The sequence below is a fragment of the Pseudomonas sp. HD6422 genome, from assembly GCF_025377065.1.
Classification (GTDB): Bacteria; Pseudomonadota; Gammaproteobacteria; order Pseudomonadales; family Pseudomonadaceae; genus Aquipseudomonas; species Aquipseudomonas putida_U.
In genome coordinates this window covers 117,989-131,765 of sequence record NZ_JAHWIW010000007.1, presented here as the reverse complement: position 1 = coordinate 131,765, position 13,777 = coordinate 117,989, and the positions used below count along the sequence as shown (strand labels likewise).

Sequence of the window (13,777 nt, the reverse complement as noted above, 5' to 3'; positions counted from 1 at the left end):
TCCCACAGGTACGGCGCAGGCTTTGATTGCTGTGAAGATCCTGTAGGAGCGGCGGTTCGGCGCCCCGACTCGCCGGAGAAGGGCACACCGCCGACTCAACAGGAAGTCGCCAACTCAGCCATTCGCATCAGCACCGCATGCAACCCATTGCTGCGCGAGGGCGACAATTGGCGCTCCAGCCCAAGTTGGGTGAACCACTCGCGCAGATCCAGGCCAGCTAGTTCCGTCCTGGTCATCCCCTGCACCCGCACCAGCAACAACGCCAGCAAACCCCGTAACAACCGCGCATCGCTGGCAGCCTTGAACCGCCACTGGCCCTGGTGCTGCTGCGCCACCAACCACACCAGGCTCTCGCAGCCATGGACCCGGTTGGCCTCGACCTTGTCCGCCTCGCCGAGTGGCTCGAGACGCTCGCCCCACTGCATCAGCAGCCGCGCACGCTGCTCCCAGCCGCGTGCCTGCGCGAAGTTGACCAAGGCCTCCTGAGCCTCTGCCGGAAGGCTCATCGCAGTAGCTCCAGGCCCTGGTCGAGCGCATCGAAAAAGCGCTGCAGGTCGTCGCTGTCGTTGTACAGCGCCAGCGAAACCCGTATCGCGCCCTCCAGCCCCAGTCCTTTGAGCAATGGCATGGCGCAATGATGCCCGGCGCGCACGGCGATGCCTTGTTCAGTCAGGACGTGGGCGATGTCGGCATTGTGCACGCCGTCGATGACGAAGCTGGCCAGTGCCGTTTGCGGCGAGCCGAGCAGGCGTATGCCTTCGCGGTCGCCCAGGCCGCGCAGCAGGTGCTGGTGCAGGTTTGCCTCATGGGCCTGGACAGCCTGATGGTCGAGGCTGGCCAGGTAGTCGAGTGTGGCGCCCAGGCCAATCACCCCGGCGATCGGTGGAGTGCCAGCCTCGAAGCCCAGGGGCGCCGGGCGGAAGCTGGCGCCTTGGTAGTCGGCCAGTTGCACCATCTCGCCACCGAACTGCCAATGGCGCAGCAGCCCCAGCGCCTCGCGACGACCATACAGCACACCCACGCCCTCCGGGCCATACAGCTTGTGGCTGGAAAACACGTAGTAGTCGCAGCCCAACTGCATCACATCGGTACGTCCATGGACGATGCCCTGGGCGCCGTCGACCACGGTCAGCGCGCCTTGGGCACGGGCGTGGGCGAGCAGGGCCGGCAGCGGCTGCCAGGTGCCGAGCACGTTGGACAACTGGCTGACCGCCAGGACCCGGGTGCGTGGGCCGATCAGTTGCAGGGCCTGATCCAGATCGACGAGGCCGCGTGCATCGACTGGCAATACGACCAGGCGCAGGTTGCGTCGCTGCGCCAATTGCTGCCAGGGCAGCAGGTTGGCATGGTGCTCCAAGGCGCTGATGGCGATTTCGTCACCGGGCTCGAAACGGTACTCCAGGCCATAGGCCAGCAGGTTCAGCGCCGAAGTCGCGCCGTGGGTGAAGACGATCTGCTGGGATTCCGCGGCGTTGAGCCAAGCGGCTACCTTGTCGCGACTGGCCTCGAAGGCTTGGGTCGCCAGGGCGCCGGGCAGATGCTGAGCGCGGTGCACGTTCGCGGCGCCATGGCCGTAGTAGTGGCTCAGGGCATCGAGCAAGGCTTGAGGCTTCTGGGTGGTGGCGGCGCTGTCCAGGTAGGTCTGGTGCTGCCGTTGCAGGGCGGCAATGGCGGGGAAATCGGCACGCCAGGGAGAGGGCTGGAACATGTGAGCGGGGCCTGGAATGAAAAATCGGGTCTGACATGACATCAGACCCGATCTTATCACTTCGAACCGCGCAGGGTTCTCAGTTGTGAGCGTGCAGCGCTTCGTTCAGCTCAATGGCTGACTTGTGGGTCTTGCACTCCACGGCGCCGTTCAGCGAGTTGCGGCGGAACAGCAGGTCGGTCTGGCCGGCCAGGTCACGGGCCTTGACCACCTTGACCAGGACGTTGTTCTCGTCCAGCAGGTTCACTTTGGTACCGGCGGTGATGTACAGGCCGGCTTCCACGGTGTTGCGGTCGCCCAACGGGATGCCGATACCGGCGTTGGCACCGATCAGGCAGCCTTCGCCCACCTTGATGACGATGTTACCGCCGCCGGACAGGGTGCCCATGGTCGAGCAGCCGCCGCCCAGGTCCGAACCCTTGCCGACGAATACGCCAGCGGATACGCGGCCCTCGATCATGCCTGGGCCTTCGGTGCCAGCGTTAAAGTTGACGAAGCCTTCGTGCATGATGGTGGTGCCTTCGCCGATGTAGGCGCCCAGGCGCACACGGGCAGTGTCGGCGATACGCACGCCAGCCGGAACCACGTAGTCGGTCATTTTCGGGAACTTGTCGACCGAGAACACTTCGAGCAGTTCACCCTTGAGGCGGGCTTCCAATTGCAACTCGGCCAGTTCGCTCAGATCGACGGCACCCTGGTTGGTCCAGGCCACGTTCGGCAGCAGCGGGAAGATGCCGGCCAGGCTCACGCCGTGCGGCTTGACCAGGCGATGCGAGAGCAGGTGCAGCTTGAGATAGGCCTCAGGCGTCGAGGTCAGGGCTGCATCTTCGGCCAATACGGTGGCGACCAGCGGCTTGTGGCTTTCTGCCAGACGGGTCAGCAGGGCGGCCTGGGCGGCGTCGACGCCCTTGACGGCCTCGGCCAGCTGAGCGGCCTGGGCGTTGCTGAAGGTGATGGCCTGGTTGCCACCTTGGTAACCGAGGATCGGGGCAACGGCGGCCACCAGTTCGGCGCTCGGGTTGACCAGAGGCTGAGCGTAGAAGACTTCCAGCCAGGTGCCCTGGCGGTTCTGGGAGCCGACACCGAAGGCCAGGCTGAACAGAGTGTTGGACATAGGATTACCTCATGCGAAATAGGGGGTGGAACGTAGACCGGTTCAGGCCAGCGCGGCGGCGTACAGGTCGGGCTTGAAGCCGACCAGGGTGCGATTGCCGAGGTCGAGCACCGGGCGCTTGATCATCGACGGCTGGGCCAGCATCAGTTCGACGGCCTTGGCCTGGTCGAGATCGGCCTTGCTGGCGTCGTCTAGCTTGCGGAAGGTGGTGCCGGCACGATTGAGGATGACTTCCCAGCCGTGTTCGTCGCACCAGCGATTCAGGCTGTCGCGGTCGATGCCTTGGGTCTTGTAGTCGTGAAATTCGTAGCCGATGGCCTGGTCTTCGAGCCAGGTGCGGGCTTTTTTCATGGTATCGCAGGCTTTGATGCCGTAGAGCGTGTAGGTCATCGTGTTCATTGGGGAGGCGCCGCCCCAATCTCTCCGTTGCCGAATGTCAGTCGCGGGATTATGCGGGAACGATCCTTGCGGCGCCACGCTTGCAACGTTCTGTTTCCATCGAGGCACGGCTCAGGCGACCAGGCGCTGTACCGATCCGTTGACATCCTCCCCGCCCTGAAGGACGGGGATTGCTACAGGTAGACGGCCTTGCCCGACCGCGAGAATGTTCCTCGCCGCATTAATGAACGAAAAGCTTAACGTTATTCGTTAAGGTCGATTGTACGGTTATGTGCCTTGCTTGCCAGTCCGCGAGGGCAGATGCTTGCCAGCAGTCCTAGCCTGGCCATCAAGTATCATCATGTTACATATTTGCCCTCCACTTGCGACCATCGTGCAGCGGCCCCGTTTCGCCAGACGGCGCTAACATATTGTTTCAATGGCGATGTTTCGCCCCGCTGTCGTTCTAGATTCACAAAGGAAGCTTTCACGGATGCAGTCCGCCTATACCGTCCTCATCCTGCTGACGCTGGTAAGCCTCTCGAAACTGCTTGGCAGGGTGATACCGCTGCCGCTCCCCCTGGTGCAGATTGCCGCCGGTGCGCTGTTGGCCTGGCCGACCCTGGGGCTGCATGTCACCCTCAATCCCGAGCTGTTCCTGTTTCTGTTCTTGCCGCCGCTGCTGTTCGCTGACGGCTGGCGCATTCCCAAACGCGCGCTTTGGCGCATTCGAGGCCCGGTGGTGGCATTGGCCGTGGGCCTGGTGTTGTTCACCGTGGTAGGGGCGGGTTACTTCATCCATTGGCTGCTGCCGTCGATCCCGCTGGCGGTGGCCTTCGCCCTGGCGGCGGTGCTCTCGCCCACCGATGCCGTGGCAGTCTCGGCCATCGCTCAGGATCGACTACCCACGCCGCTGATGCACATGCTGCAAGGCGAAGCGCTGATGAACGACGCTTCTGGCCTGGTCACCTTCAAGTTCGCCCTGGCTGCAGCCATCACCGGCGCGTTCTCGCTGGCCGATGCCAGTCTGAGCTTCGTGCTGGTGGCCCTTGGCGGTCTGGCGGTCGGGGTGGCCTTGAGCTGGCTGATCGGTCGCCTGCGTACCTGGATGATCGCCCGCGGCTGGGACGATCCGGCGACCCATGTGGTGTTCATGCTGCTGTTGCCGTTCGCCGCCTATGTGCTGGCCGAACGCCTGGGTGTGTCGGGAATTCTTTCGGCGGTGGCGGCAGGCATGATGCAGAGCTGGCTCGACCTGTTACCGCGTCAGACCAGTACCCGACTGCTCAATCGCAGCGTCTGGGCGCTACTAGAGTTCGCCTTCAATGGCCTGATCTTCCTGCTGCTTGGCCTTCAACTGCCAGACATCATCAAGGCTGTCGTCAGTCATGAAGCCACGCTGTGGCCAACCTTGGCCTGGCGTTGCCTGGACGTGGTGGCGATCTTCGGCGCACTGATCCTGTTGCGCTTCGTCTGGGTGCAGAGCATCTGGCGGGCCATTGGCGTGGTGCGCCGTTGGCGCGGCAAACCGGAACTGGTGCTGGTGCCGACCATGCGTTCCTGCTGGTTGCTGACCTTGGGCGGCGTACGCGGTGCGGTCACCCTGGCAGGCGTGATGTCGGTGCCGCTGCTGATCGGCGCCGGCAAGGCCTTCCCTGAGCGTGATTTGCTCATATTCATTGCCGCCGGGGTGATCCTGCTGTCGTTGATCTGCGCCTGCATCGCCCTGCCTTTGCTGCTTCGTGGTGTGACCCGCAGTCCGGACGAGCGACTGCACCAGGAAGTGCAGGAAGCCTGGCGACGTACGGTAGAGGCGGCGATCCACGCCCTTGAGGCTGAAGAAGTCATCGATGCCAACGCGCCTCAGGATGCGGCCCAAGCCACCCTGGCGACCGAGCTCAAAGCGCGGCTGATGGCCGAATACCGAGCTGAACTGGACAGTTACAACGACACCGCCGAGGCGCGGGCACTGGCCGAACAAATGGACTTGCTGGAGCGTCGTTTGCGTCTGCGAGCGTTGCGGGCGCAGCGGCTGGAACTGTACAACCTGCACCGTCAGCACCAGGTCGGCGATGAGGTGGTGCGTCAGGTGCTGGGTGAGCTGGACATGAGCGAGGCCAACCTGGGGCCGGTCAAGTAGTTCTGACCGAGGCCATTCGCGGGCAAGCAGGGGCGCAACGCGCCCCCAGCCTGATCAGCGGCTCTGCAGGAACGTGCGAATCCGCTCCGCTGCCTCGATGCATTCGGCCAGTGGCGCGACCAGGGCCATGCGTACCCGCCCGGCGCCTGGGTTGACGCCGTCCACTTCGCGCGACAGGTACGAGCCTGGGACCACGGTCACGTGCTGCGCCTCGAACAGGTCGCGGGTGAAGTCGGCGTCGCTGCCTGGCACCTTGGCCCAGAGGTAGAAGCTACCGTCCGGGCGCTGCACGTCCATTACCGGCTGCAGAATGTCCAGTACGGCATCGTACTTGGCCCGGTACTGGTCACGGTTCTCGCGCACGTGGGCCTCGTCCTGCCAGGCGGCGATGCTGGCCAGCTGAGTTTGTACCGGCATGGCGCAACCGTGATAGGTGCGGTACAGCAGGAACGGCTTGATGATTTCGGCGTCGCCGGCCACGAAGCCCGAGCGTAGCCCTGGCAGGTTGGAGCGCTTGGACAGGCTGTGGAATACCACGCAGCGCTTGAAGTCGCTACGACCCAGCTCGGCGCAGGCGGTCAGCAGGCCGGGAGGTGGCGCGTCTTCGTCGAAGTACAGTTCGCTGTAGCACTCGTCGGCGGCGATCACGAAGTTGTGCTCGTCAGCCAGGGCGATCAGCTTCTTCAGCGTGTCCATCGGCACCAGGGCACCGGTGGGGTTGCCTGGCGAGCAGAGGAACAGGATCTGACAGCGCTTCCAGACATGCGCCGGCACGGCATCGAAGTCAGGATTGAAACCGTTGTTTTCCAGGCACGGCAGGTAGTGCGGGGTGGCTCCCGCCAGCAGGGCGGCACCTTCGTAGATCTGGTAGAACGGGTTGGGGCTGATCACCAGACCGTCATCGGCGCGGTTGACCACCGCCTGGGTGAAGGCGAACAGCGCCTCGCGAGTGCCATTGACCGGCAGCACGTGTCGATCGGCGTCCAACCAGCCGGCAGGCACACCGAAACGGCGCTCGCACCACTGGGCAATGGCCTGGCGCAAGGCTGGCAGGCCGATGGTGCTGGGGTAGACGGCCAGTTTATCGAGGTTGTCGGCCATGGCCTTGGCGACGAACGCCGGCGATTCGTGCTTAGGCTCGCCGATTGACAGAGCGATGGCGCGTTTACCCGCGGCAGGGGTGACACTGCCCAGCAGGGCACGGAGCTTCTCGAACGGGTAGGGCTGCAGCTGGGTCAAGGCATGGTTCATCGGCGCAAGGTCTCGTCAATCGTCTGTCTAATCGTTAAAAGGTCACGCGGGCGGGGCTGGCGTCGCTGCCCTGGCCGGCCTGCAACTGCTGGACGATGGCTTCCTGCAGGCGGCTGCACAATTGCGGGTCGGAAAGCGGCTGGTTGTCGGCATCGGTGATGAAGAACACGTCTTCCACGCGCTCGCCCAGGGTGGCGATCTTGGCATTTTGCAACGACAGGTCGAACTCCAGGAAGATCCGCCCGATGCGCGCCAGCAGGCCTGGGCGATCGGGGGCGGTGATCTCGAGGATGGTCACCGGCCGCTGTGCATCGTTGTGGATGGTCACCTGTGGGGCAAAGGTGAAATGCTTGAGCTGGCGTGGCACCCGGCGTTGGATGATGGTCGGGTAGTCCTCGGGGTTGCGCAGCGCTTCGGTCAGGCCGTCACGGATCTGCTGTACCCGCTGCGGGTTGTCGCCGATCGAGCCGCCGTCGTTGTCGAGCACGATGTAGGTGTCGAGGGTGAACTGGCTGCTCGAGGTGATGATCCGCGCATCATGGATGTTCAGGTTCAGCTGTGACATCGCGGCTACGGTCACGGCAAAGAAGTCGTGCTGGTCGGGCGCATAGATGAAGATTTGCGTACCGCCTTCGAACTCGCGCTGTGTGGTTTCCTTGATCAGCACCAGCGGTCCGCCGTCAGCTGGCTGCTGGAGGATCGCATCGCTGTGCCAGGCCACGTCGGCGGCGGTGTGCTTGAGGAAGTAGTCGTCCCCCAGTTGCGACCAGAGCTGTTCGACGTCGTCCGGATCGGTGCCTTCGCGAACGAGAATATCCAGCGCCGCACTTTGCGTCTGGCGGATCTGTTCTTCCCGGTCCAGCGGGTTTTCCAGGCCGCGGCGCAATGCGCGCTTGGTCTCGCTGTAGAGCTGGCGCAGCAGGCTGGCGCGCCAGGAGTTCCACAGGCTGGGGTTGGTGGCATTGATATCGGCCACGGTCAGCACGTAGAGGTAGTCCAGACGCGTCTCGTCACCGACGTGCAGGGCAAAGTCGTTGATGACTTGCGGGTCTGAGAGGTCTTTGCGCTGGGCGGTGGTGGACATCACCAGGTGGTTCTGCACCAGCCAGACGATCAGCCGCGAATCCCAGGCCGGCAACTGGTGGCGCTCGCAGAACTTCTGCGCGTCCACCGCCCCGAGCTCGGAGTGGTCGCCCTGGCGGCCCTTGCCGATGTCGTGGTACAGGCCGGCCAGGTAGATCAGCTCAGGCTTGGGCAGACGGCCCATGAGCTTGCTGGCCAGCGGGAATTTCTCGGACACCGGCGTGTACTGCAGCTTGCGCAGGTGCTTGATGAGATTGAGGGTGTGTGCGTCGACGGTATAGATGTGAAACAGGTCGTGCTGCATCTGTCCGACGATTAGGCCGAACTCCGGCAGGTAGCGGCCGAGGATGCCGTAGCGGTTCATCCTTCGCAGGTTGCGGTGGATGCCGACTTCGCACTTGAACAGTTCGATGAACAGGCTGGTGTTGCGGATGTCGTTGCGGAACGTTTCGTCGATCAGGTGCCTGTGCTCGCGCAACAGGCGCACGGTATCGGCGCGTACGCCCTTGATTTCCGGGTGCTGGGCCATCAGCACGAAGATTTCCAGCATGGCGAACGGGGTGCGTCTGAATACGTTCGGATTGACCGCCTCGATATAGCCGTCGTGTAGGCGGAAGCGGGCATTCAAGGGCTGGGTGGTGCCGCTGTCGTCGTCGGCGAGGATGACCTCCTCGAAGTGCTGGATGATCAGATCGCACAGCTGGCTGATGCTCATCACCACCCGGTAGTACTGCTGCATGAACTGTTCGATGGCGCGCTTGGGGTTCTCGTCGCTGTAGCCCAGCAACGCGGCGATGCTGCGCTGGTGATCGAACAGCAGACGGTCCTCGGCCCGTCCGGCCAGCATGTGCAGGGCGTAGCGCACCTTCCACAGGAAATCTTGGGACGAAGCCAGCAACTCGTTCTCGCTCTCCAGCAGGAAGCCTTCGCCGGCCAGGGCGTGCAGGTTCAAGGTGCCGTAGTGGCGACGGGCGACCCACAGCACTGTCTGGATGTCGCGAAGGCCGCCGGGCGAGCCCTTGACGTTGGGCTCGAGGTTGTACTCGGTGTCGTTGTATTTGTGGTGGCGCGCCTTGAGTTCGGCGCGCTTGGCCAGGAAAAACTCCCGGCTTGGCCACATGTTGGCGGTGCTGGTCACCTCCAGCATGCGCTGGCGCAGGGCTTCGGGGCCGGCGATGGTGCGGCTTTCCATCAGGTTGGTGATCACCGTCAGGTCGGCACGGGCCTGCTCGGCGCATTCATCGACGGTGCGCACGCTCTGGCCGACTTCCAGGCCGATGTCCCAGAGCAAGGTCAGGAAGCGCTCTATTGCGTCGCGGTATTGCTCATGCTCGGCGGCGTCGAGCAGGATCAGCAGGTCGATGTCCGAATGCGGGTGCAACTCGCCGCGACCGTAGCCGCCGACGGCTACCAGGGCGATATCGCTGCAGTCGCCCCAGTCGAACTGCTTCCAGGCCTGTTGCAGGATGTTGTCGACGAGCCAGGCGCGATCCTCGACCAGTCCGCGGATCTCGCGGCCTTCGCGAAAACGCCTGTCGAGCACCTCGCCCGCCTGGCGGATGGCCTTCTTGAAGGCGGCGATGGGGCTCGCCTTGAGGGCCAGTTCCGCCTGGAACTGGCCGCGGTCGAACAGCTCGGAATCCACCTGGGGCATGCTGTCGCGTTCCTGTCGTAGAGTGGCCGGGTAGGTCAGGCCGAAGTGCGCGGGATGGTGTCGTCCTTGCGCAGGGTGAAGATCTCATAGCCGGTAGCGGTCACCACCAGGGTGTGTTCCCACTGGGCCGAGAGCTTGCGGTCCTTGGTGATGGCGGTCCAGCCGTCGCCCAGCACCTTGGTGTCGGCCTTGCCCTGGTTGATCATCGGTTCGATGGTGAAGGTCATGCCTTCCTTGAGTTCCATGCCGGTGCCGGCCTTGCCGTAGTGGAGAATCTGCGGCTCTTCGTGGAACACCTTGCCGATGCCGTGGCCGCAGAACTCGCGCACCACCGAGAAACCGTTCTTCTCGGCGTGCTTCTGGATCACTTCGCCGATGTCGCCCAGGCGGCAGCCCGGCTTGACCAGCTCGATGGCCTTGTACATGCACTCCTGGGTGACCTTGGACAGGCGCTCGGCCCAGGCTGGTACGGTGCCGACGTGGAACATGCGGCTGGTGTCGCCGTGGTAGCCATCCTTGATGACGGTGACGTCGATGTTCAACGTATCGCCATCCTTGAGCGGCTTTTCACCGGGAATGCCGTGGCAGACCACGTGGTTGACCGACGTGCAGATGGACTTGGGGAAGCCCTTGTAGTTGAGCGGCGCCGGAATGGCCTGTTGGACGTTGACGATGTAGTCGTGGCACAGGCGGTCGAGTTCTTCGGTGGTAACGCCGGGCTTGACGTGTTCCTCGATCATTTCCAGCACTTCGGCGGCCAGGCGGCCGGCGATGCGCATCTTCTCGATGTCTTCTGCGGTCTTGATGGTAACGGTCATTGCAGGCTCTCTACGGCGCCATCTTGGGCGCGAAAAAACGGGAAAGGCCATATTCTATCAGAGCTGCAAGCTGCAAGCTGCAAGCTGCAAGTGGATGCTGCAAGTGGATGCTGCAAGTGGATGCTTTTTCTGGCTGCTTGTCGCTTGCTGCTTGCGGCTGCTCTAACTGGGTTTCGTTTGCCTGCGGTCTGTGGTATAACATGCGCCGCTTTCGGGGGAGGTCCCCGGGAGCTCAAACCCACACACGTGTCGACACGATGGCCTGGGTGCCCCGTTTACCTTCGAACCTCGGTTCGGGAGCGTGGGTTGGTCATTGGGATACGTGGAGGCCCAACCCGACTTATCAAGGAACTATCATGTCCCAAGTCAACATGCGCGATATGCTGAAGGCCGGTGTGCACTTCGGCCACCAGACCCGTTACTGGAACCCGAAAATGGGCAAGTTCATTTTCGGCGCGCGTAACAAGATCCACATCATCAACCTGGAAAAAACCCTGCCGATGTTCAACGACGCCCTGGCGTTCGTAGAGCGCCTGGCTCAGGGCAAGAACAAGATCCTGTTCGTCGGCACCAAGCGTTCCGCTGGCAAGATCGTCGCCGAGCAAGCTGCTCGCGCAGGTTCGCCATACGTTGATCACCGTTGGTTGGGCGGCATGCTGACCAACTACAAAACCATTCGCGCCTCGATCAAGCGTCTGCGCGACCTGGAAACCCAGGCCGAAGATGGCACCTTTGCCAAGCTGACCAAGAAAGAAGCCCTGATGCGTTCGCGCGATCTGGAAAAACTGGATCGTAGCCTGGGTGGTATCAAGGACATGGGCGGCCTGCCTGATGCCCTGTTCGTGATCGACGTCGACCACGAGCGCATTGCCATCACCGAAGCCAACAAGCTGGGCATCCCGGTCATCGGCGTTGTCGATACCAACAGCAGCCCAGAAGGCGTTGACTACGTGATCCCAGGTAACGACGACGCCATCCGCGCCATCGAGCTGTACATGACTTCGATGGCTGACGCCATCATCCGCGGCCGCAACAACGTTGCCGGCGGCACCGAAGTCTACGCTGAAGAAGCGGCTGCACCTGCTGCCGAGTAATAGACGCTAGCGTCTACTTGGCACGCGAAAAGGGGGCTTTGCCCCCTTTTTGCCACCTTGAAATCCTGCTGTCAGCCATGGCCCGGCATCATGCTCGGGCTGATGTAACAGCAGCGATTTGCAGAATTTAACGCCCGTGAAGAGCGGGTGGAATGGTTGAAAAACTTTCCAAGAGGATTTTGAAATGGCAGCAATTACTGCAGCGCTGGTCAAAGAACTGCGCGAGCGTACCGGCGAAGGCATGATGGATTGCAAGAAGGCCCTGGAAAAGGCCGGCGGCGACATCGAAAAAGCCATTGACGACATGCGTGCCTCGGGCGCCATCAAGGCCGCCAAAAAGGCTGGCAACGTAGCCGCCGAAGGCGCCATCGCAGTCAAGACCGACGGCAAGTCGGCCGTCCTGCTGGAAGTCAACTCGCAGACCGACTTCCTGGCCCTGCAAGACGACTTCAAGAACTTCGTCGCCGAAAGCCTCGAAGAAGCCTTCGCCCAGAAGCTGACCGACGCTGCTCCGCTGATCGCCTCGCGTGAAGCTGCTCGTGAAGCCCTGGTCGCCAAGTGCGGCGAAAACGTCAACATCCGTCGTCTGGTACGTGTCGAGGGCGACGTTGTCGGCGCCTACCTGCACGGCAACAAGATCGGTGCTGCCGTCGTTCTGAAAGGCGGTGACGTCGAGCTGGCCAAGAACATCGCCATGCACGTTGCGGCTTCGAACCCAGAGTTCCTGGATGCCTCGGAAATTTCCCCAGAGGCCATCGAGCGCGAGAAGAACGTCTTCCTGCAGCTGAACGCCGACAAGATCGCTGGCAAGCCGGAAAACATCGTTGAGAACATGATCAACGGCCGTATCGCCAAGTTCAAAGCCGAAGCTTCGCTGAAAGAGCAAGCTTTCGTCATGGATCCGGAAGTCAAGGTCGGCGCGCTGGCCAAGAAAGCCGGTGCTGAAATCGTTTCCTTCACCTACTTCAAGGTTGGCGAAGGCATCGAGAAGCCAGTCGACGACTTCGCTGCTGAAGTTGCCGCTCAGGTCGCTGCTGCCAAGCAGTAAGACAGCCCCGTCTGTCGCCCCAAAGAGGCTGCCCGCTCACGCGCGCAGCCTCTTTGTCAAAACGGAGAAGGGTTTATCCGGCTCATCTCCGCTGGCACCGAAGCGGTGCCACGCTACAGTTAGCAGGCTGTAAACAGCCCGCACGAATTTTCTAAAAGTACGCCGCAGGAGAGACTCGCAATGGCTCAGCAGGTGAGTGGTCGCCAACCTCGCTATAAACGCATTTTGCTCAAACTTAGCGGCGAGGCCCTGATGGGCTCGGAAGACTTCGGGATCGACCCGAAGGTGCTGGATCGCATGGCCCTTGAAGTCGGCCAGTTGGTGGGGATCGGTGTCCAGGTCGGTCTGGTGATCGGTGGTGGCAACCTGTTCCGCGGTGCCGCACTCAGCGCAGCCGGCATGGATCGCGTCACCGGCGACCACATGGGCATGCTCGCCACCGTGATGAACGGCCTGGCCATGCGCGATGCGCTTGAGCGCTCGAACATCCCGGCCCTGGTGATGTCGGCCATTTCCATGGTGGGCGTGACCGACCATTACGATCGTCGCAAAGCTATTCGCCACCTCAACTCCGGGGATGTGGTAATTTTCTCCGCCGGTACCGGCAATCCGTTCTTCACCACCGACTCCGCGGCCTGCCTGCGCGCCATCGAAATCGATGCCGACGTGGTGCTGAAGGCGACCAAGGTCGATGGTGTGTACACTGCCGATCCATTCAAGGACCCGCACGCCGAGAAGTTCGATCACCTGACCTACGATGAGGTGCTGGATCGCAAGCTCGGCGTCATGGACCTGACCGCAATCTGCTTGTGCCGTGACCACAAGATGCCATTGCGGGTATTCAACATGAACAAGCCTGGCGCCCTGCTGAACATCGTGGTCGGTGGCGCTGAAGGTACTCTGATCGAGGAAGGCCAAGCATGATCAACGACATCAAGAAAGACGCCCAGGAGCGCATGGGCAAGTCCATCGAGGCCCTGGCACGCAACCTGGCGGCGATCCGCACCGGTCGCGCCCACCCAAGCATCCTGGACAGCGTCAAGGTCCCGGCATGGGGTAGCGAGATGCCGCTGAACCAGGTAGCCGCGATCACCGTCGAAGACGCCCGCACCCTGAAGATCGTCGCTCACGACAAGAACCTCAGCGCGGCCATCGAAAAGGCCATCCTGACCTCGGACCTGGGTCTGAACCCGTCCAGCGCCGGTACCACCATCCGTGTACCGATGCCGGCCCTCACCGAGGAAACCCGCAAGGGCTACACCAAGCAGGCCAGTGGGGTTGCCGAAGACGCCAAGGTCGCGGTGCGCAACGTGCGTCGTGACGCCCTGGCCGATCTGAAGAAGCTGACCAAGGACAAGGAAATCAGCGAAGACGAAGAGCGTCGCGCTGCTGACGAGATCCAGAAGCTGACCGACAAGTATGTCGCCGAGGTCGATGCTGCGTTCAAAGCCAAGGAAAAGGACCTGATGGCCGTCTAAGGCCGAGGTTT

The 13,777-nt window shown here is 62.5% G+C and carries 12 protein-coding genes; 5 read left to right on the top strand and 7 right to left on the bottom strand.

Translation table 11 applies throughout. The features are described from left to right. Positions 1 to 95: 95 nt before the first annotated feature. The 4 genes from KY379_RS07030 to KY379_RS07015 form a co-directional block, all read right to left on the bottom strand. Positions 96 to 506: a SufE family protein gene (locus KY379_RS07030; RefSeq protein WP_133326042.1), complete on the bottom strand. Its 411-nt coding sequence runs from the start codon at positions 504 to 506 to the stop codon at positions 96 to 98. Continuing rightward, on the bottom strand, positions 503 to 1,708 hold the full coding sequence (locus KY379_RS07025; protein ID WP_261239492.1) for a cysteine desulfurase: 1,206 nt from the start codon (positions 1,706 to 1,708) through the stop codon (positions 503 to 505). The genes KY379_RS07030 and KY379_RS07025 overlap by 4 nt, the downstream gene beginning before the upstream one ends. Positions 1,709 to 1,787: 79 nt before the next feature. Then, entirely contained in the window at positions 1,788 to 2,822 is a 1,035-nt protein-coding gene (gene dapD, locus KY379_RS07020; RefSeq protein WP_133326038.1) for a 2,3,4,5-tetrahydropyridine-2,6-dicarboxylate N-succinyltransferase, read from the bottom strand. Between the two features lie 42 nt (positions 2,823 to 2,864). Continuing rightward, positions 2,865 to 3,212, bottom strand: a complete 348-nt coding sequence (locus KY379_RS07015) for an ArsC family reductase (protein ID WP_165976042.1) — start codon at positions 3,210 to 3,212, stop codon at positions 2,865 to 2,867. Between the two features lie 481 nt (positions 3,213 to 3,693). Here KY379_RS07015 and KY379_RS07010 point away from each other — a divergent pair, with 481 nt between their 5' ends. After that, positions 3,694 to 5,340: a Na+/H+ antiporter gene (locus KY379_RS07010; RefSeq protein ID WP_133326034.1), complete on the top strand. Its 1,647-nt coding sequence runs from the start codon at positions 3,694 to 3,696 to the stop codon at positions 5,338 to 5,340. 54 nt (positions 5,341 to 5,394) lie between these two features. On the opposite strand, the gene dapC is transcribed toward KY379_RS07010, so the two are convergent. From dapC to map, 3 genes are read right to left on the bottom strand one after another with little or no spacing between them, the layout of a single operon-like run. Beyond that, complete coding sequence (gene dapC / locus KY379_RS07005) at positions 5,395 to 6,591, bottom strand: succinyldiaminopimelate transaminase (protein ID WP_133326032.1); 1,197 nt, start codon at positions 6,589 to 6,591, stop codon at positions 5,395 to 5,397. A gap of 34 nt (positions 6,592 to 6,625) precedes the next feature. Next, complete coding sequence (locus KY379_RS07000; protein ID WP_196172199.1) at positions 6,626 to 9,328, bottom strand: [protein-PII] uridylyltransferase; 2,703 nt, start codon at positions 9,326 to 9,328, stop codon at positions 6,626 to 6,628. Positions 9,329 to 9,363: 35 nt separating this feature from the next. Next, positions 9,364 to 10,146 carry a type I methionyl aminopeptidase gene (gene map, locus KY379_RS06995; protein WP_133326028.1) on the bottom strand — a complete coding sequence of 261 codons (783 nt, stop codon included), beginning with the start codon at positions 10,144 to 10,146 and terminating at the stop codon, positions 9,364 to 9,366. Positions 10,147 to 10,502: 356 nt separating this feature from the next. On the opposite strand from map, the gene rpsB reads away from it, so the two are divergent. The 4 genes from rpsB to frr all read left to right on the top strand — a co-directional run bounded on the left by rpsB (position 10,503) and on the right by frr (position 13,766). Next, a complete protein-coding gene (gene rpsB, locus KY379_RS06990; protein WP_133326026.1) occupies positions 10,503 to 11,240 on the top strand; it encodes a 30S ribosomal protein S2 in 738 nt (245 codons plus the stop codon). 184 nt (positions 11,241 to 11,424) lie between these two features. Continuing rightward, the gene (gene tsf, locus KY379_RS06985) at positions 11,425 to 12,288 is read left to right on the top strand and encodes a translation elongation factor Ts (protein WP_133326024.1); all 864 of its coding nucleotides are present in this window, start codon (positions 11,425 to 11,427) and stop codon (positions 12,286 to 12,288) included. 180 nt (positions 12,289 to 12,468) lie between these two features. After that, positions 12,469 to 13,212: a UMP kinase gene (gene pyrH, locus KY379_RS06980; protein WP_003252294.1), complete on the top strand. Its 744-nt coding sequence runs from the start codon at positions 12,469 to 12,471 to the stop codon at positions 13,210 to 13,212. Beyond that, positions 13,209 to 13,766, top strand: coding sequence for a ribosome recycling factor (frr, locus tag KY379_RS06975; RefSeq protein ID WP_051097412.1), 558 nt, complete (start codon positions 13,209 to 13,211; stop codon positions 13,764 to 13,766). Before pyrH ends, frr begins: the two co-directional genes overlap by 4 nt. The last annotated feature ends 11 nt before the right edge of the window (positions 13,767 to 13,777 follow it).